The sequence below is a fragment of the Pedococcus sp. P2_A3 genome (assembly GCF_056405035.1).
On the sequence record NZ_JBFUCW010000003.1, the window covers coordinates 43,103 to 61,630 of the forward strand.

Here is an 18,528-nt window from a genome sequence, read left to right on the forward strand (position 1 = left end):
GACTATATTAGGGTTGGCTTACCTAACCAAGTCGGGCCCGGAGCCGCTGGTCCAGCGAGCGCCGGTGCCGGCGCCTCAGCCGCTTGCTGGGGTGGGGATCCACAGGACAGGCTGCCCATCGGCGCCCACGACCCACGAGCGGTTGTTGATCGCCGAGGGCGCCGTGACGACCGAGAACGGCGGCGCAGCCATGCGGGGAAGGATCACCGGGCTGCGTCGGACGGGGTTCCACACGAACGCGGTCGCCCGCCCGGACTGGTCGTCCCAGTAGCCGACGACCTGGCCGAGCTCGTTGATGCCGGTCGCGTGGCTGAAGACGTCCGGCACCCCCGGGAGGGTGGACATCCGCGACGTCCTCGGGTCCCACCGGAAGGTGCGGTCGGTGAAGTCACCCACGTTGTTGGTGAACCCGACGACCTCACCTCGGTTGTTGATGCCCGTCGCGAAGGAGACCACGCTGTTCGGCAGGACGCCAAGGTCCCGCATCTGCCCGGACCACGGGTCCCAGCGGAACGCGTGCGCGAGGAACTGGCTGGTGCGCGCCCAGCCGACGATCTGGCCGAGGTCGTTGACCGCAGTTGCCGAGGACGACTCCCCACCGAGGGTGCCCAGGTCGGACATGCGGCGGCTGCGCGGGTCCCACCGGAAGGCATGGCTGGTACCGTCGGCCGTGTCGGAGTTGCCTACGACGACCCCGACGTTGTTGATCGCCCAGGCGGTCGAGGAGGACCCACCGAGCGTGCCCAGGTCGAGCGGCTGCTGGCTCCCGCGGTTCCAGAGCGTTGCGTGGCCAGCGGACCCGAAGTCCGAGGCGCCGACGATCTGGCCGAGGTCGTTCACCCCGTTGGCGACCGAGCGCACGCCGCCGAGGTCGGTCATGAGCCGGGTGCGGGCGCTCCAGCTGAACGCATGACCGCTCGACTCCCCGACGACGAGTCCGCGGTCGTTGATGTCGGTGATGCGCGCGTCGAACCCCAACGGGTGCTCCACATACCGGACCGAGGCGGGGTTGGCCCGGAAGGCGGTGACGTCTGCGGTTGCTGCCCCCGCGGCTTGCGGGATCATCGCCAGGGCAAGGGCGGCCGCCGCGCCGGCGGCGATCTTCACTGCGCTTGGTCGGGTCATGTGCGCGTCCTCTCCAGGTCCGGCACTCCACCGGGGCGCCGGTGAACGGCGAGCTGCCGCACCCCTCCACCAGAGCACTGGGTCAGTGATCGCCCACAGGGACCAAAGGCCCGCAACAGGCTGGTGCACCGTGGCACCGGCCCGTCTGGGTCAGCCGGAGTCGGTCAAACCAGCCGGAGCCGGTCAACCCAGTCGGAGTCGGTCGGCCGCCTCGAGCACCAGGGCGCCGAACTCCTCGGGGTACGTGAAGGGGTTGTTGTGCGACCCGGGCAGCACCACCGCACGACTGGAGTCACCGGCGCGGCGTGCGAGCAGGTCCAGCCAGTCGCGTGGGGCGAAGGAGTCCGCCTCCCCTGCCGTCACGGTGAGGGGCACGGTCAGGAGGCCCACCCGCTTGTCGGTCGGGTGCCGACGGCCGGACTGCACGATGCGGGCGAGGTCGGTGCGCACCCGGGCGACGTCCTTGAGCACGACGAGCTCCCTGGGAGGGTCCTTCAGGTATGCCGTGAGCGCGGCAGGGACGAGCCCGCGCAGGCGACGCTGCTCGGGCGTGAAAGTCGGCCCGCCCATCACGAGCGCCAGGGCGGGCCGGCTCCGCTGGACCCGGAGGACTGCCTCGAGAGCCACCTGCGAGCCGGTCGAGTGGCCGACGACGACGATCGGGCCCTCCTCCTGCCGACGCAGCCACGCATCGGCGAGCTCCGACAGGCCCGCGATGGTCGGGACCGCCCGCTGCGCGCCAGCGCCGGCGGAACCGCGACCACCGGCGGAACGACGACCGCCGGCGGAACGGCGACCGCGCCAGGCCAGGGCGTCCAGCAGCACCGTCTCGAGCCCCTGCGCTGCCAGGTGGCGGGCCAGCGGATGCAGGTAGCGGGGCAGGCCGAGACCAGGCACCAGCACTGCCATCCCCGACCGCGCCGGGTCGCGCGGACCACGGGGCGCGAGCTCCCCGGGCCGAGGCGTGAAGCGGTGGATCCGCAGCCAGGTGCCACCCACTCGCTCCCACTGGGTCGACTCGCCGACGTCAGCCACCGCGTGGTCACTGCTCATGGGTTGCGCTCCGCGGCTCGTGGGGGGCTGGGCTCGATGCTCCCCCAGACAACCACACGGGCGGTGCGACACTGGCTTGGTGAGCAACGTCGAGACCCGGCCACAGGAGACCGTCTGCCCCACCACGCCGCCGGCTGAGGGCGTCGAGCTCCTCGAGCCCCGTGACGTCCCTCTGGGCGGGCCTCGGGCGATGACGGTCCGGCGCACCCTGCCCCAGCGGCAACGCTCCCTCATCGGCGCCTGGTGCTTCGCCGACCACTACGGCCCGGACGACGTGGGGGCAAGCGGTGGCATGGACGTCCCGCCCCACCCGCACACCGGGCTGCAGACCGTGAGCTGGCTGTTCACCGGCGAGATCGAGCACCGCGACAGCCTCGGCTCCCACGCGCTGGTCCGTCCCGGCGCAGTCAACCTCATGACCGGCGGTCTCGGCATCGCCCACTCCGAAGTGTCCACACCGGGGACCACCGTGCTGCACGGCGCCCAGCTCTGGGTTGCCCTCCCCGAGGCGCACCGCAACGCGCCCAAGTCCTTCCAGCACCACGAACCGACCCCGACACGGGTCGGCGGCGCCATGGTGAGCGTCTTCCTCGGCAGCCTCGCCGGCCAGACCTCCCCGGTCGACACCTTCACCCCCCTGCTCGGCGCAGAGGTCACCGTCGACCCCGGTGCAAGCGTCGAGCTCGCCCTCGACGCGGCATACGAGCACGGCGTGCTGGCCGACAGCGAGGGGCTCACCGTCAACGGCACAGCCACGCCGCGCAGCCACCTCGCCTACCTCCCCACCGAGACGCCGGCGCTCAGGCTCGACAACACGGCCGACGCGCCGGCTCGCGTCCTCCTCCTGGGCGGCCCGCCCTTCGACGAGGAGATCGTCATGTGGTGGAACTTCGTGGGCCGCAGCCACGAGGACATCGTCGCCGCGCGTGACGAGTGGATGGCCCACTCGGCGCGGTTCGGCGAGGTCGAGGGGTATGCCGGTGAGGTGCAGCACCTGCCCGCGCCCCCCATCCCTGCTGTGCGAATCCGCCCACGGGGCAACGCTGCTCGCAGCAGCCGGGACTCGTGAGGCAGCGCTTCGCGAGTCGGCTGGGGTTCGGCGCGACCGGCGCCGCCGTGGGCCTGGTCCTCCTGCTGGGGCTCGGGCTGTACCTGCTGACGCCGCGCACCCAGGGCCTCGACGGCGAGTGGTCGGCCAAGGCCGTCGCCGGCTCGGTGGTCGCCGCTCGGGCCGTGGTCGGCGGTGGCAACACGGCCCTCGACCTGCGCACCGGCAAGACGGTCACCCTCGGGTCGGTGCACGGTGGCACGCCGTACGTCGCCGACGACCGCCTCGTGATCGCCAGCCCCGGCCGGGTCGACTCGGCGAGGCTCGACGCCACGGCCCGGTGGACGTGGCGGGCTCCCGCTGGCGCGACGGCCTCCCCCGTGGCGGCGAACGGCGGCAACACGACCGTGCTGACCTGCCGCCCCGAGGACACCTGTCGGCTGGTCGGCCTCGACCCTCAGGGCAAGGAGACCTGGTCGTCCGACGGCGTCGCCCCGCGGGACCCCCTCCCCTCCGGAGCGCTCCCCCGAGTCGACGCGGCCAGCGTGGGCGGAGGCGTGCTCGTGACCGACCCGGCGAGTGGCCGCGCGGCCCTCCAGCCCGGGAGGTCGTTCGTCGCGCTCCCCGACGGACCCGTCGTCACCGAGGTGGTGCAGGACGGCAGGTGCGTCATCGCCGCCTACGTCACGGCCGACCCGGCCTGGACCCGGGTGCTCCCGACCTGTCCTGCGACACAGACCCCACGCCTCACAGCCGATCCCACTGACGCGAGCGCGCTGACGGTCAGCTGGCCGTCGCTGACGGTGCGGCTCGACCTGGCCACCGGACAGCAGACCGCTCGCGCGGCTCCCCCCACCTCGGCCGCGGTCGTCGCACGATCCGGCGGGCTCACCGCGACCACCTTGCGGAAGTCGTTGCGCACCAACCCGTTTCGCTGGGGCAGGCAGATCGCCGTGCTGCAGCTGTGGGATGACCGGACCGGGGACCTGCGCGGCCAGGTCGTGTCAGATCGGCCCCTGAGCCTGCTCCGACTGGAGCGGACGTCCGTGGTGGTCCGGGACGGCGACGAGGTGATCCGCTACACCCGCTGAGGAGTCATGCTGGCCAGGACGCGCCCCGACCACGCCGGCCCACAGGGGTCGGGCGTGGTGGGCCGATGAGGCAGACTGACCACATGAGCCCCACCTCCGGCGGCCGCCCGGGCAACCGCCCCACTGGCGTCGCCGCCTTCGCCCCGATCATCGTCGCGGTCTGCGCGATCGTCATCGTGCGCGAGGTGGTCGCGGCACTGGTCCCGGACCTCAGCTCGTGGATCGCCTTCATCATCGCCCTGGTCGTCGGTTGGCTCGCCTACGCCGGCGTGGAGCGGCTCTCGAACCGCGGCCGCGACCGGTCCAACGGTCCGCGCGACCAGTCGTGAGCCCAGCCCCCACCGGTCCCGTCCTCGTCACTGGCTGCTCGTCGGGAATCGGGCTCGCCGCCGCGCAGGTTCTCCTCGACGCCGGTCACGTCGTCTACGCCACGGCCCGCCGCGCCGAGACCCTCACCCAGCTCGCCACCGCGGGCGCCCACGTCCTCACCCTCGACGTGACGTCCGAGGAGTCGATGACGGCGGCCGTGCGGGCGATCGAGGCCGAGCACGGCCGGGTCGGCGCGCTGGTCAACAACGCTGGTTACGGCGAGTACGGCACCATCGAGGAGACCGACCTCGACAAGGTGCGCACCATGTTCGAGACCAACGTGTTCGGCCTCGCCCGCCTGACCCAGCTGGTCCTGCCCGCCATGCGTGCGGCCCGCGAAGGACGCATTGTCAACGTGGGCTCCATGGGTGGTCGCTTCACCTTCCCCGTCGGTGGCTACTACCACGCGACCAAGTACGCCGTGGAGGCCCTGAGCGACGCCCTCCGGAACGAGGTGCGCGGCTTCGGCGTCGGCGTCAGCCTCGTCGAGCCGGGCCTGATCCGCACCGGCTTCGAAGGCACCGCGCTCGCCTCGGGCACCGCTGCCGCCCAAGGCAACTCACCGTATGCCGCGTTGCTGGCTTCCAGTGCCAGCAACACCACGGGCGGCTACGGCAACCGCCTGATCTCGGCCGGACCCGAGGCCGTCGGCAAGGTCATCCGCAGGGCGATCGAGTCCCGCCACCCCAAGCCTCGCTACATCGTGACGCCCACAGCCCGAGCGCTCATCGCCACCYGGGCCCTCGGCGGCGACCGGGTCTGGGACCTCATGATGCGGGCTCAGTTCAACACCTGACGGCTCGAGGCGGCAGTCCGCGCCCGCCCTAGACTCGAGCGCGTGGTCGCCGCTGTCGAACCCCTCACCGCACCCGTCGAGCCTGACGAGGCCCTGCGGCGCATCGCGTTCCTCCTCGAGCGCGAACGCGCCGGCACCTACCGCGTGGAGGCGTTCCGCAAGGCTGTCGTCACCGTGCGCGAGACGCCCGACGACGAGCTGCGGAGCCGGCACGAGGCGGGCACGCTGCAGGACCTGGCCGGGATCGGGAAGTCCACCGCAGCGGTCGTGGGCGCGGCCCTGGACGGTGAGCTCCCGGCATACCTGGAGTCCTTGCAGGACAAGGCGAAGCCGCTCGCCAAGGGCGGCGCGGAGCTGCTCGCGCGGATCAAGGGCGACTGCCACTCACACTCCAACTGGTCGGATGGTGGGAGTCCCATCGACGAGATGGTGCTGACCGCGGTCRAGCTCGGCCACGAGTGGCTGGTGCTCACCGACCACTCACCGCAGCTGAGGGTCGCGAACGGGTTGACGGCCGAGCGGCTCACGAAGCAGCTCGACATCGTCGAGGCCATCAACTCCTCGCTCGACGGGGAGTTCCGGCTGCTCAAGGGGATCGAGGTGGACATCCTCGACGACGGCTCCCTCGACCAGACCGACACCATGCTGGGCAAGCTCGACCTCGTCACCGCCAGCGTCCACTCGAAGCTGAGGATGAACAGCGCCCCGATGACCAAGCGGATGGTGGCAGCGGTCGCCAACCCTCGCGTCAACGTCCTGGGCCACTGCACCGGCCGACTCGTCGAAGGGTCACGGGGCATGCGACCCCAGTCAGACTTCGACGCACGGGCGGTCTTCGAGGCCTGCGCCGAGCACCACACGGCGGTGGAGATCAACAGCCGCCCCGAGCGCCGCGACCCTCCGGACGACCTCATCCGGCTCGCGATGGACCTCGGCTGCCTGTTCGCCATCGACTCCGACGCGCACGCGCCGGGACAGCTGGAGATGAAGGCCTACGGCTGCGAGCGCGCCGAGGCGCTGGGCATCGACCCGGACAGGATCATCACGACCTGGGACGTCGAGCGACTTCTGGAGTGGACTGCCTCCAGGGCGTGACGGAGAGGCTTGACGAACGGCAGAGTCCAATGTCTTAATGAGTTAAGTCATTGAGACAAAGGAGCCGTGATGGCCGTTGCACTGGCAGGACTGCTGTTCGTCCCCGTCGCCCTGGGGATCCTCGTCGCCGGGGTGATCCGGCTCGTCGACACGGTGCAGTCGCGCGGCGCAGCACGGGCCGCCCAGGCCCGCTCGCTGGCGGCCTCGGCCGCCACTGGGGTGGCCGGGTTCGCGGCCACCTTCGTCTGGCTGGGCTGGGCGAGCAGCCTCGACCTCGACCTGCGGCTGGCCACCCTTCCGGCTCTCGGCTGCACCGTCGCGGTGCTCACCGCGGCCGTCGCGGAGCTGACCTGGCCACGCCCCACGGGTGCGGTGCGCACCGCGAACCTGGGCGGTCGYCGAGCCACTCCACCCGCGTGGCTGCCCCGCCTGGTCGGGGTCGGTCTCGCCGCGACCGTCGCGGCGCTGGCGATCGGCACCCTGACCGCAGCCGGTGACGGGCGCTCCTTCGCCCGCCAGAGCGACGACGTCACCGCCGCCGGCAGCCCCTACCCGGGCTCCTCGTATGCCGTGGTGGTCGGGATCGCCATCGCCGTGCTCGCGGCGGCCACCTGGTTCGCCTGGGCGCGGGTCGATGCCCGGCCGGCGCTCGGCCCGCTCCACGAGGAGCTCGACGCCGCCGTCCGCAGTGTCTCCATGGTGCGGGTCCTGCGACCTGCCGCGGCTGGCTCCCTCAGCACCGCCGCCGGACTCTGGCTGACGATGGGGGCGACCGTCAACAGCGTGACCCAGAACCTGCGGATGAACGACGCGGGCAGCCCCCAACCGCCGTTCGACTGGGTGCAGGACCTCGGCTTCACCGCGACGGCGATCGGTCTGGCCTTGCTCCTGCTCGCCCTGGGCGCGCTCGGAGTGGGGAGCCCGCGCCTCCCCCGCCACGAGGCTGTGCCCGCCCCTGACACGATCAGGGCCGACGCGTGAGCGACCTGCTCGTCACCATCGACCTGGGGGCGGCCGAACCGCCGTACGAACAGGTGCGCGCCCAGCTGGCGGGGCTGATCGGCCGGGGCAGCCTTGGCGAGGGAGACCGGCTGCCGACGGTGCGCGCGCTGGCCGCCGACCTCGGGCTGGCGGTGAACACCGTCGCCCGCGCCTACAAGGAGCTCGAGGCCGAAGGACTGGTGACCACCCGCCGAAGGGCCGGCACCATCGTGGCTGCGGGTTCGCAGCCGCTCGACGTGGCTCTCAACCGCAGCGCCGCCGAGTACGCCATCCGCGCGGCGCGGGCCGGTCTCAGCGAGTCGGCCGCTGTCGACCTGGTGCGCGCCGCGTTGCGCGAGGCGCGCGCCTGACCCGGGCACGCCGCATACCCTCGGGTGCTCGGGGCGGGCACCGGGGGCCTCTGGCCACCGCACCCGGGGCAGCAGGCGCGGACCCGTTTTGGTTATCGGGGCGGTCTGCCCTTATGCTTTCGCGAGTCCTCGACGGATCCGCGCCTGGCGCTAAACGGCGGGGGGCCGTTGAACTGGTCCCCATCGTCTAGCGGCCTAGGACCCCGCCCTTTCACGGCGGTAGCACGGGTTCGAATCCCGTTGGGGATACGCAACACAGCACCACCTAGGCCCCGTAGCGCAGTTGGTTAGCGCGCCGCCCTGTCACGGCGGAGGTCGCCGGTTCGAGCCCGGTCGGGGTCGCCCACACGAAGGGCCCGCACGAGAGTGCGGGCCCTTCGGCATGTCCGGTGCTGTCACCGCCCGAGTCAGGCGCCTGAGGCGGGTCCGGAGCGCCCCCTCAGGCACCCGACCTCAGTCGGTGCTGACCTCGATGGCGATCTTGCCGCGGACGTGACCGGTCTGGCTCAGCTCGAACGCCTTCGCCGCGTCGGCGAGCTGGAACACCTCGGCGACCGGCACGGTCAGCTTGCCGTCGTCGGCGAGGTCGCCCAGGGCGGTCAGGTCGTCCGCGTTGGGACGCACCCACGCGGAGATGCCACCGGCCTCGGCCACGGTCCCGTCGGCGATCGACCCGTGTCGCCCACCGTCCTTGAGCACCGCCAGGGTGGTCTCCAGGACGCCGCCGACGAAGTCGGCCACGACGTCCACACCGTCGGTGGCGAGCTCACGCACGCGCTCGGCCAGCCCCTCGGCATACGACACCGGCTCGGCGCCCAGCCCGCGCAGGAACTCGTGGTTCGACTCGGAGGCGGTGCCGATCACGCGGGCGCCGAGCGCCTTGGCGATCTGCACGGCGAGGAGGCCCACGCCACCGGCGGCGGCGTGGACGAGGACGGTCTCGCCCTCCTTGAGCCCCAACCGCGCGAGCAGCTGGTATGCCGTGAGGCCGGCGAGCGGGAGCCCGGCCGCCTGGTGCCAGTCGAGTGACTTCGGCTTGCGGGCCACGGTGCGCACCGGCGCCGTGACGAGCTCGGCGAAGGTGCCGCCCTGCACCCAGTCCTTGCGGGCATACGCGATGACCTCGTCGCCGACGGACCACTCAGGGGTGTCGAGACCGACCGCCTCGATGACACCGGCGACGTCCCAGCCCGGGATCGCGGGGAAGCTCACGACCATGAGGCCGTCGAGGTAGCCCTTGGCGACCTTCCAGTCGACAGGGTTCACGCTCGCGCTGCGCACACGGATCAGCACCTCGCCGGGTCCGACCTTCGGGTCGGGCACGTCGGTGAGCTGGAGGATGTCGGGGTCGCCGTACTCGGCGTAGGTGATTGCCTTCATGCCCAGCGCAACTTCGTTGCACACGCGGGTATTCCGCTACTGCACCCGGGTGTGAGTTAGACCTCTCGATCGGCTATGATCCTGCAGTCGCGACGGTCCCCCGGGCTTCGGCACGAGGCCGCCGCGATCGCATGTCCGCCGCCACGGACCTGCGACACGGCCAGGTAGCTCAGTTGGTACGAGCGTCCGACTGAAAATCGGAAGGTCGGCGGTTCGACCCCGCCCCTGGCCACCACTCCCCGGAACCGCAGGTCAGCCCGACGCTGGCCTGCGGTTTCGCTGTTGCGGGAGCCGCCCGCCCGGCCTGACACCGAGCGGGGCGCGTTCGGGGTCAGCCGGAGGTGCTCGCGGCCACCTCGCGCACCATCACGCAGTTGCCGAGGCCCTTGGGCCGGTCGTAGGTGAAGCCCTCGCGCTCGTACATCGTGCGCGTGCCGTTGTAGAGGAACGACGAGTTCTTCTTGCGCACCCCACCGGTGTCGTGCGGGTAGCCCTCGACGAGCCCTCCGCCGGCCTGCGCGATCAGGTCGACGGCTCCGCGCAGGGCGACCGCTGCCAGCCCCTGACCCCGATGGCTGCGCTCCACCTGGATGCAGGTGACGCGGTAGTCGGGCAGGCGCTCGGCGGTGGCGAGGTACTCCTTGCGGTGGTGGATGTTCGGCAGCTCGTCGGGAGTCCCGTACTCCGCCCAGGCGATGACGAGGTCGCCGTCGTAGACCAGCGCCGCGTGCGCGATGCCCTCGGCCACCCACTGTTTCTTGAGCGCCCGGTTGCCCTCAGCGGTCTGGCCCCTCTCCGCGCAGTCGGGATGGAACCACGTGCACCAGCAGCTGGCGAACATGCCCTTGTTGCGCTCGACGAGAGCGGCGAAGTCGTCCAACGTCTCCGGCGTGAGTGCCCTGATCGTGTACTCGGACATGCTCGGCAACGTACTCGAGATCGCGGACGTTCGGCGTCCGCTTTGCCGGGGTCACGGTGCGGGCCGCCCGGATCAGACTGCCTGTCGGGGCAGGGTCACGTCTGGCCGCTGCTGACCGCCGGAGGCAGCGGCAGGTGGTGGCTCCAGCGGGCGGACAGCCGGTGGACGCGGTGGGCGGGGTCGCGGCGCAGGGGACGAGCCGTGGTCGGGACGACCGTCTTGTAGAGCAGGTACTTGGCTCCCTCGACGGCGGCCAGGTACGTGACGACGAAGACGGTGAGCACCGCGAAGAACGCCGGTGGGAGCGGGTCGAACCCGAGTAGGTCGTTGAACGGGCCCTGCGGGATCACGACGCCGACGGTCACCACGGCGAGCACCGAGACGAGCAACGCCCTGGAGGGATGGCTCCGGAAGAAGGGGACCCGACGGGTGCGGATCACGAACACGATGAGGGTCTGGGTGGCGAGCGACTCGACGAACCAGCCGGACCGGAACTCGGGAGCGGTCGCGTGGAACACCTGGAGCATCACGACGAAGGTGGCGAAGTCGAACACCGAGCTGATCGGGCCGAAGCGGATCATGAAGCGGCGGATGAACCCGATGTCCCAGTGCGAGGGACGCGCGAGCTGCTCCTCGTCCACCCGGTCGGTCGGGATGGCCATCTGGCTGGTGTCGTAGAGCAGGTTGTTGAGCAGGATCTGGAAGGGGAGCATCGGCAGGAACGGCAGGAACGCCGCGGCGACGGTGACGCTGAACATGTTCCCGAAGTTGGACGACGTACCCATCAGCACGTACTTGATGGTGTTGGCGAAGATCCGCCGCCCCTCCGCGACGCCGTCGGCGAGCACGCCGAGGTCGCGCTCGAGCAGGATGATGTCGGCGGCGTCCTTGGCGACGTCAGTGGCCGAGTCGACCGAGATCCCGACGTCCGCGTGGTGCAGGGCGAGGGCGTCGTTGACGCCGTCGCCCAAGAACGCCACGGCCGAGCCGGCGTCTCGCTGGGCGCGCAGGATGCGGGCCTTCTGCTCCGGGCTGACCCTCGCGAAGATGGTGGCCCGGCTCACCGCGGCGGTGAGCTGGGTGTCGTCGAGCGAGGAGATGTCGGCGCCCGTGAGAGTGCCACCCGACTCGACCCCGAGGGCCCGGCACACGGTCTCGGCCACGACCGCGTTGTCGCCGGTGACGATCTTGACGGTGATGCCGAGCCCTGCGAGTCGGGCGAGGGACGCTGCCGCCGACGGCTTCGGCTGGTCGAGGAAGACCAGGAAGCCGGCGAGGGTCAGGTCGTGCTCGTCGTCGGGGACGAGGGTGGTGAGGTCCGGCGCCGCCCGGCTGGCGATGGCGACGACGCGGTGGCCCGCGCTGAACTCGGCCTCGAGCACACGACGAGCGCCCTCCGCGACGTCCGTGCAGCGGTCGAGGACCGTCTCGGGAGCGCCCTTCGTGATGAGGAGCCGTTGGCCGTCGTGGTCGGCCAACACCGACACACACCGCCGTTCATGGTCAAAGGGGGCGACGGCCACCCGGTGGAACGGGTCGACGAGGCTGGTCGACGCGCCCGGCGCAGCCCAGAGGGCCACGTCGAGCGGGTTGCCGCTCACCGCCGTGTCACTGCCCGACGTGGCCTCGTTGCAGACCAGGCCGAGCCTGAACACGTCCTCGCTGGGGGTGCCGGCCGGGTCCATCGCGCGTTCGAAGCTGATCTGGCCGTCGGTCAGCGTGCCGGTCTTGTCCGTGAACAGGACGTCGATGTCGCCGAGGTCCTCGATGCACACCAGCCGTTTGACGAGCACCTTCTTCTCGGCGAGGCGCCGCGACCCGGTGGCCAGGCTGGTGGAGACCACGGCGGGGAGCAGCTGGGGCGTGATACCGACGGCGACGGAGAGCGAGAACAGGATGGCGTCGATGACGGGGCGGCCCAACGCGAGGTTGATGACGAAGATCGTCGCGCTGAGCCCACCGCCCAGCTTCGCCAGCAGGCCCGAGAACCGGGTCAGGCCGAGCTGGAACTCGGTCTGGGGGTGGTGCTCGCCGAGCCCGACAGCGATCCGGCCGAACTGGGTCGCGGAGCCGATGCCCACCACCACGGCATCGGCCGCTCCCTCGTGCACGACCGTGCCCATGAACAGGCACGACGACAGCTCGTCGAGCGGCACGCCGCTCGCCACCGGCGCGGCCGACTTCTCCGACGGCACCGACTCGCCGGTGAGGATCGACTCGTCGCACGTGAGGTTGCTCGCGGAGAGGATCCGCACATCCGCGGGGACGATCGAACCCACGCCCAGGTGAACGACGTCCCCCGGCACGAGGTGGGTCACCTCGACGCTCACCTCAGCACCGTCGCGGGTCGTCGCGACCTCGTGCCGGATGCCCGAGTGCATCGCCTCGGCCGCGCGTTCGGCCCGGTACTCGTTGGCGAACCCCAGGCCCACCGAGGCCGCCACGATCGCCCCGATGATGGCGGCGTCGAGCCCCTCGCCCACCACCCCTGACACGAGCGCGGCGCCGAGCAGCAGCCACAGCAGCGGGCTGCGCAGCTGGCGGGCGAGCACCGACCAACCGCTCGCGTGGTGGGAGCGCACGGCGTTCGGGCCGAAGATCGCCGACCGGGAGGCGACCTCGGCCGAGGTCAGCCCTGCCCACCCGGAAGCCAGCGCGTGGAGTGCCGCGTCCGGTGCGAGCGCCGCGGCGACCTCGATCGACGGCGAGCGGGCCGGGTCCAGCGACGACGGGAGCGCGGCCACCGCCGGGCGCCGGGCGGTCACCGAAGGTACCGGCGCGCGCCCGCGAACTCGGCGGCATACGGGCGCGTCGTCACGGGGATGGTCTGGACGCTCTGACCGGTCGCCGGCGCCTGCACCATCTGGCCGGAGCCGGCATACAGCGACACGTGGCGCACGTAGCCCGAGGCCGTGGCGTAGAAGAGCAGGTCTCCCGGCGCTGTCGCACCCGACGGCACCCGGCTGCCCCTGGCGAACTGCGCGTCGGCGTCGCGGGGGATCACCACACCGTGCACCCGGTAGACGAGCGAGGTCAGCCCCGAGCAGTCGAACCCGAAGCCGGAGCGCCCAGCCCACAGGTAGGGCAAACCCGTGAACGACTTCGCAGACTGCACGATCGACACCCCGGTGGCTCGCAACGCGGGCGACGCCACGGCGGTCCTGACCACCGCGGAGAGGTCCACCCGCCGCACGATACCGCCGGGGAGCCCCACCCGCAGCCAGCCGTCGAGCCGTCCGAGCACCGGCAGCCGCGTGCCGTAGCTGACCTCGACCACCCTGGCCGCAGTAGCCGTGTCGGCTCGCAGCCAGGTGGTCCTGGCCACGACGGTCGCGACCGTCGTGGCCGAGGGTGCCGCGGCCGCGGTGAGCTGTCGCAGGGGCACCCATCCCGGGTACCCGCGCGGATCCAGCGGCGTCGGCTGGTCGGGGACGACGACCTTGGCCCACGTGCCGCGGACTGCCGTCACCAGCACCCGGTCACCCAGGAGGGCCTGGGTGTCGGCGCGTCCCTGCAGGCCGCGCCGGTCGGCCAGCGTCATCGTGCCGAGCCAGGAGCGTATGCCGGCCGGTGAGCGCAGCGCTGGAGCGTCGACCGCGCGTGGGGAGGACGACGAACGCCAGATCGTGGCGACCGAGACGGTGACCCAGGCGGGGCGACCGGGGCGAGGCACGGCTCCCGAGGGGGCCGGAGGCGTCGAGGGTACCCGCGTCGTCGGGCCGGCGCTCGTCGGCGCCGCAGTCGCCGGGCCGGTGCTCGTCGGCCCCGACGTCGGCGGCCCCGTGGTCGGCGGCCGCGTGGTCAGGGTCGGAGTTCGCGTGGTGGACGTCGTGGCGGAGGTGGTGCTGCCCGCGGTCGTCTGCGGTGACCGCGGTGGAGATCCCGCGCAGCCCGACAACAGCAGGGCCGTGGCGACGACGGCAGACGCAGCGACCTCCAGGCTCACGGCCCCACGGTGTCGCCGGTGCCGATCCCGCGACAGTGCCAGAGGTCCCGGTTCGCCCGCGACGTCAGGCGCGTCCGCGTCGACGGCAGGATTGGGGTTGACGGCGGGTCGAGGTCGACGGCAGGGTCGAGGTCGGCACCCGGTCAGGCGGGCTCGACCGGCTGGCGCAGGATGGTGCGCAGCCGCTCGGGCGCGGACCGCCGAGGGTCGCCCAGGTACACCTCGTGGTGCCGCCCCCGCGGGCGCAGGTGGGCCGCCGCGATCGCATCGTGGAGCTGGCGCAGCGAAGGCGCCTCCGCGGCATACGGGCCCACGTGCAGCAGCTGGGCACACCGGCCCTCCTCCCACTGCTGGAAGGTGAGCCGGTCCAGTGCGGCCAGGTCCTTCGTGCGGGCCTGCGCGAGGGCTTCGGCGAAGACGGTCGCATCGATCGGTTCGGGTTGCAGCATCATGGCCTGCCAGTGCCACCGGTCGCGGTCGGTCTCAGCCATGGTGCCCATCCCGCGCACCACCCCCTCGACCCCGGACTGCTGGTCGTCATCGACCCACCACAGGGCCTCGAGCGGCATGACCCTCGGCGCGTCGCCGAACGCCTTGCGCACGAGGAAGTGCGCGCCGTAGCTCACGGCGTAGAGCGCCTGGATCGCCTCCGCGAACTCCGGCCCCTCGGGCGCCCCCTGACCCGGGACGATGAGGAAGTCCATGGCCGGCACGTCGACGAACTCGACCCGGCCGCGAGGTGGTCGGTACAGCGTGTCGATCGGAAAGGCTGTCGTGGTCACGGGACCAGCCTCGTCCGCGGGGTGGCTGCCCGCCTGAGTCGAACGTCCCGTGACTGCGGGTCGAGGGTTCGGCTGAGAGCGTTCCGGGTCGGGACCGAGTGTTCGAGTGGGTTTCCACCAGCGAATGCAGCAAACTCGCTGTGTGCAGGAACCACAGTCCGGAGAGCTGGTGGGCGCCCCCGCGTCTTCCAGCACAGGCAGCCTCCGGGACGCCCCCAGGCCCCGGGACCTGGGCGACCTCGGCGACCCCAGCCGCCTCGGCGACCTCAGCCGGTGGCTCGTCGAGGCTTCCCCCGACGGCCTCTGGGTCTTCGACGACGAGGGTCACACGGTGCTGGCCAACGCCCGCATGGCGCAGCTGCTGGGCCGCACTCCCGACGAGATGCCGGGGCTGTCGGTCTTCGAGACGCTCGACGACGAGGGCCAGGCGCAGTTCGCCCTCCACCTGCACGACCTCGAGACCAGTCGCGAGAGCGGCAGCAACCTCGAGTGCAGCCTGCTGCGCAAGGACGGCGAACGATTCTGGGCCCTGGTCAGCCACACCCCCATCAACGACGACGACGGCCGCCACGTCGCCTGGCTGCACCGGGTCACCGAATACAGCGAACAGCGCCGCCTGATCAACACCCTGCAGCGACGCGAGACCCAGCTCGCCGAGGCCCAGCGGATCGCCAAGATCGGCAGCTGGGAGTGGGACGTCGTCAACGACGTCGTGACGTGGTCCGACGAGCTCTACCGGATCTACGGCGTGACGCCGGACGAGGGGTTCGCCCCCAACTACCAGGGCTTCCTCGACCGCATGCACCCCGACGACCGCGACGTCGCCGCCCGGGCCGTGCAACGGGCCCTGGAGGGAGACGGCGAGTTCGAGTTCGACGCCAGGATCTTCCGGTCAGACGGGTCGATCGCGTGGATCCGTGGCCGGGGCCAGGTCGGCACCGACGACACCGGCGCGATCGTCCGGATGGGCGGCACGTCGCAGGACGTCACGGCCACCAAGGACGCCGAACAGGCCCTGGCCCTGCTGACCGCCATGGCCACGGCCGCGAACGAGGCGACCACCCTGGCCGAGGTCATCCCCCAGATCATGGAGCTGGTCACGACCCACACGGGGTGGCAGTCCGTGGCCGCGTGGGTGGTGGACCCGGACGACAACCTGGTGCCCGTGCCGGCCGACACCCGTCCCGTCCCGGACGAGGACCTCGTGGAGGCCCAACGGCTGGCCCACGAGGCCGTCAGCAGCCGGTCGCCGCAGGCCTCGCTGACGACCGAGGGCACCAGCCTCGTGGCCGCCCCCGTGGTCGCGGAGGGCCGGGCCGCCTGCGTCATCGTCATGGACACCCGGGCCAACACACCGCCGACCGAGACCGACGGCCTCACCGTGGCCCGGGCGACGGCGATCTTCGGCCGGGTCGCCGAGCGTGAGCTCGCCGCCGAGAAGCTGCGCCAGGCGCGCGACAACGCCGAGAGCGCGTCGCTGGCCAAGTCGGAGTTCCTGGCGACCATGAGCCACGAGATCCGCACCCCGCTCAACGGCGTGATCGGCCTGTCGGAGCTGCTCGGCCGCACGGAGCTGACCACCCACCAACGCCGGCTCGCCGACGGCATCGACGGGGCAGGTCGAGCGTTGCTCGCCCTGGTCAACGACATCCTCGACCTGTCGAAGATCGAGGCCGGGCGGCTCGAGCTCGAGGCGGTCGACTTCGACCCGCGGGCGATCGTGGAGCAGAGCACCACGCTGATGGCCGAGCGCGCCCGGGCCAAGGACCTCGAGCTCGCCGTGACCTGCCTGCCCGACGTGCCCCGCGCGGTCTGTGGCGACCCGGTGCGCTTCGGGCAGGTCATCTCCAACCTCACCTCCAACGCCGTGAAGTTCACCTCCAGCGGCGAGGTCGTGGTGCGGGCCAGCGTGGAGTCCACCGACGACGACGGCAGCACCACGATCCGCGTCGAGGTGAGCGACACCGGCAGCGGCATGACGCCCGAGGTCAAGGAGCGGCTCTTCACGGCGTTCTCCCAGGGCGACAGCTCGACCACCCGCGAGTACGGCGGCACCGGCCTCGGGTTGGCCATCAGCCGACAGATCGTCGAGAAGATGCACGGCGAGATCGGGGTCAACAGCGAGTCCGGCTACGGGAGCACCTTCTGGTTCACCGCGCGGTTCGAGGCTGCGCAGGAGGTCGAGGACAACCCGTCTCCGCTGCCGGACGTCGCGGGGCTGCGGATCCTCGTCGTCGACGACAACGAGACCAACCGCTTCATCCTCGAGGAGCAGCTGGCCGGGTGGAACATCGAGGCTGCCATCGCCGCCTCCGGTGTCGAGGGCCTCGGCCTGCTCGACGACGCCCACCGGCGCAACGTGCCCTTCGACATCGTGCTGCTCGACTACGTCATGCCCGGTGTCAACGGCGAGCAGTTCGCGCGGATGGTGCGCGGCGACGGCCGCTTCGCCGACACCCGGATCATCCTGCTCACCTCGGCGATGGACCTCGACCCCGCGGTGTTGTCGTCGGCCGGGATCGACGTGTCCCTGACCAAGCCGGTCCTGCCGTCCAGCCTCCTCGACACCTTGGCCAACGTCGCCGGCGACCGCGCCGAGGCCCATGGGGGCGACGGCGCCGAGGGCGCCCAGGCCCGCGCCGGCGCCCGCCCGTCGGCGGGCTCCCGGGGGCACGTGCTCGTCGTCGAGGACAACGAGGTCAACCAGCTGGTGGCCGTCGGCATCCTCGAGAGCCTCGGGTATGCCGTGACCGTCGCCGAGAACGGCCTGGCCGGCTACTACGCCTTCCAGTCGGCCGACGGCAGCTTCGACGCGGTGTTGATGGACTGCCAGATGCCGCAGATGGACGGCTACGACTCGACCCGCATGATCCGGTCGTTCGAGGACGGGCAGTACCACACGCCGATCATCGCGATGACGGCAGCAGCGATCGCCGGGGAGCGCGAGCGGTGCCTCGAGTCGGGCATGGACGACTTCCTCACCAAGCCGGTCGACGTGACCCTGCTGCGCGAGACCCTCGACCGCTGGGTCCCCACGTCTGGGGAGACCCACGTCGACGAGGGCGCCCCCGACACCCGCCGGCTCGCGGCCCTGGCCGACACCACGGTGCTCGACCCCGACAGGCTCGAGGAGCTGCTCGACCTCGACCCGGGCGACCCCTCGATGCTGTTGCGGTTCATCGACCGCTTCGGACCCAACGCGCGGGGCACCCTGGCGGGGATGCGAGAGGCTCGCGAGGCCGGGACCCCCCACGAGCTCGGCCGGTTCGCGCACGCGCTCAAGGGCAGCGCGGCGAACCTCGGGGCGACCCACCTCGCGGCGCTCTGCAAGGAGGTCGAGGACCTCGGCGAGGACGGTGTCGTGGTCGAGCAGCCCGCCCTCGTGGGCGTCGAGCGGGCCCTCGATGCCGCGGTGAAGGCCCTCGAGGCCTTTGCCGTGGTGCTGCGCCGCCAGTCCTGAGCCGCTCGGATCCCCACCAACCCGCAGTCTTTGAGCGATCCGGTGGACCAGGACCCGTCGGATCGCTCAAAGACTCGGGGACAGGACGAAGCCGCCGGTCACAGGGGGAGTG

General features: G+C 71.8%; 15 protein-coding genes and 3 tRNA genes. 11 read left to right on the plus strand and 7 right to left on the minus strand.

Annotation, left to right across the window (positions count from 1 at the left end):
• Nucleotides 1–75: 75 nt before the first annotated feature.
• A complete protein-coding gene (locus AC1DX8_RS03530; protein WP_477628525.1) occupies nt 76–1,125 on the minus strand; it encodes a hypothetical protein in 1,050 nt (349 codons plus the stop codon).
• A gap of 183 nt (nt 1,126–1,308) precedes the next feature.
• Nucleotides 1,309–2,178, minus strand: coding sequence for an alpha/beta hydrolase (locus tag AC1DX8_RS03535; RefSeq protein ID WP_477628526.1), 870 nt, complete (start codon nt 2,176–2,178; stop codon nt 1,309–1,311).
• Nucleotides 2,179–2,257: 79 nt separating this feature from the next.
• Between AC1DX8_RS03535 and AC1DX8_RS03540 the strand changes: the two genes are divergently transcribed.
• The 9 genes from AC1DX8_RS03540 (at nt 2,258) to AC1DX8_RS03580 (ending at nt 8,271) form a co-directional block, all read left to right on the plus strand.
• Nucleotides 2,258–3,247, plus strand: a complete 990-nt coding sequence (locus AC1DX8_RS03540; RefSeq protein ID WP_477628527.1) for a pirin family protein — start codon at nt 2,258–2,260, stop codon at nt 3,245–3,247.
• Nucleotides 3,244–4,317, plus strand: a complete 1,074-nt coding sequence (locus AC1DX8_RS03545) for a hypothetical protein (protein ID WP_477628528.1) — start codon at nt 3,244–3,246, stop codon at nt 4,315–4,317. The genes AC1DX8_RS03540 and AC1DX8_RS03545 overlap by 4 nt, the downstream gene beginning before the upstream one ends.
• A gap of 83 nt (nt 4,318–4,400) precedes the next feature.
• On the plus strand, nt 4,401–4,646 hold the full coding sequence (locus AC1DX8_RS03550) for a hypothetical protein (RefSeq protein ID WP_477628529.1): 246 nt from the start codon (nt 4,401–4,403) through the stop codon (nt 4,644–4,646).
• A complete protein-coding gene (locus tag AC1DX8_RS03555; protein ID WP_477628530.1) occupies nt 4,643–5,482 on the plus strand; it encodes an SDR family NAD(P)-dependent oxidoreductase in 840 nt (279 codons plus the stop codon). Before AC1DX8_RS03550 ends, AC1DX8_RS03555 begins: the two co-directional genes overlap by 4 nt.
• Before the next feature lie 42 nt (nt 5,483–5,524).
• On the plus strand, nt 5,525–6,577 hold the full coding sequence (locus tag AC1DX8_RS03560) for a PHP domain-containing protein (RefSeq protein WP_477628531.1): 1,053 nt from the start codon (nt 5,525–5,527) through the stop codon (nt 6,575–6,577).
• A 69-nt stretch (nt 6,578–6,646) separates the two neighbouring features.
• A complete protein-coding gene (locus tag AC1DX8_RS03565; RefSeq protein WP_477628532.1) occupies nt 6,647–7,558 on the plus strand; it encodes a hypothetical protein in 912 nt (303 codons plus the stop codon).
• Nucleotides 7,555–7,929, plus strand: coding sequence for a GntR family transcriptional regulator (locus tag AC1DX8_RS03570; RefSeq protein ID WP_477628533.1), 375 nt, complete (start codon nt 7,555–7,557; stop codon nt 7,927–7,929). The genes AC1DX8_RS03565 and AC1DX8_RS03570 overlap by 4 nt, the downstream gene beginning before the upstream one ends.
• Nucleotides 7,930–8,105: 176 nt before the next feature.
• A tRNA-Glu gene (locus AC1DX8_RS03575) sits at nt 8,106–8,178 on the plus strand.
• A gap of 19 nt (nt 8,179–8,197) precedes the next feature.
• Nucleotides 8,198–8,271: transfer RNA gene (locus AC1DX8_RS03580), tRNA-Asp, on the plus strand.
• A 111-nt stretch (nt 8,272–8,382) separates the two neighbouring features.
• On the opposite strand, the gene AC1DX8_RS03585 is transcribed toward AC1DX8_RS03580, so the two are convergent.
• Nucleotides 8,383–9,309, minus strand: coding sequence for an NADP-dependent oxidoreductase (locus tag AC1DX8_RS03585; RefSeq protein ID WP_477628534.1), 927 nt, complete (start codon nt 9,307–9,309; stop codon nt 8,383–8,385).
• A gap of 158 nt (nt 9,310–9,467) precedes the next feature.
• Here AC1DX8_RS03585 and AC1DX8_RS03590 point away from each other — a divergent pair.
• Nucleotides 9,468–9,544 (plus strand) — tRNA-Phe (locus AC1DX8_RS03590).
• A 96-nt stretch (nt 9,545–9,640) separates the two neighbouring features.
• On the opposite strand, the gene AC1DX8_RS03595 is transcribed toward AC1DX8_RS03590, so the two are convergent.
• The 4 genes from AC1DX8_RS03595 to AC1DX8_RS03610 form a co-directional block, all read right to left on the minus strand.
• Nucleotides 9,641–10,228, minus strand: a complete 588-nt coding sequence (locus AC1DX8_RS03595) for a GNAT family N-acetyltransferase (protein WP_477628535.1) — start codon at nt 10,226–10,228, stop codon at nt 9,641–9,643.
• 95 nt (nt 10,229–10,323) lie between these two features.
• The gene (gene mgtA, locus AC1DX8_RS03600) at nt 10,324–12,993 is read right to left on the minus strand and encodes a magnesium-translocating P-type ATPase (RefSeq protein WP_477628536.1); all 2,670 of its coding nucleotides are present in this window, start codon (nt 12,991–12,993) and stop codon (nt 10,324–10,326) included.
• Nucleotides 12,990–14,174, minus strand: a complete 1,185-nt coding sequence (locus AC1DX8_RS03605; protein ID WP_477628537.1) for a C40 family peptidase — start codon at nt 14,172–14,174, stop codon at nt 12,990–12,992. Before AC1DX8_RS03605 ends, mgtA begins: the two co-directional genes overlap by 4 nt.
• A gap of 143 nt (nt 14,175–14,317) precedes the next feature.
• Nucleotides 14,318–14,956: a GyrI-like domain-containing protein gene (locus tag AC1DX8_RS03610; RefSeq protein ID WP_477628538.1), complete on the minus strand. Its 639-nt coding sequence runs from the start codon at nt 14,954–14,956 to the stop codon at nt 14,318–14,320.
• Between the two features lie 142 nt (nt 14,957–15,098).
• Here AC1DX8_RS03610 and AC1DX8_RS03615 point away from each other — a divergent pair, with 142 nt between their 5' ends.
• Nucleotides 15,099–18,416 carry a response regulator gene (locus tag AC1DX8_RS03615; RefSeq protein ID WP_477628539.1) on the plus strand — a complete coding sequence of 1,106 codons (3,318 nt, stop codon included), beginning with the start codon at nt 15,099–15,101 and terminating at the stop codon, nt 18,414–18,416.
• Nucleotides 18,417–18,528 lie beyond the last annotated feature (112 nt).

Coding starts and splice junctions, on each gene's coding strand:
- AC1DX8_RS03530 (WP_477628525.1), bottom strand. CDS start 1,125: ATGACCCGACCAAGCGCAGTGAAGATCGCCGCCGGCGCGGCGGCCGCC.
- AC1DX8_RS03535 (WP_477628526.1), bottom strand. CDS start 2,178: ATGAGCAGTGACCACGCGGTGGCTGACGTCGGCGAGTCGACCCAGTGG.
- AC1DX8_RS03550 (WP_477628529.1), top strand. CDS start 4,401: ATGAGCCCCACCTCCGGCGGCCGCCCGGGCAACCGCCCCACTGGCGTC.
- AC1DX8_RS03585 (WP_477628534.1), bottom strand. CDS start 9,309: ATGAAGGCAATCACCTACGCCGAGTACGGCGACCCCGACATCCTCCAG.
- AC1DX8_RS03595 (WP_477628535.1), bottom strand. CDS start 10,228: ATGTCCGAGTACACGATCAGGGCACTCACGCCGGAGACGTTGGACGAC.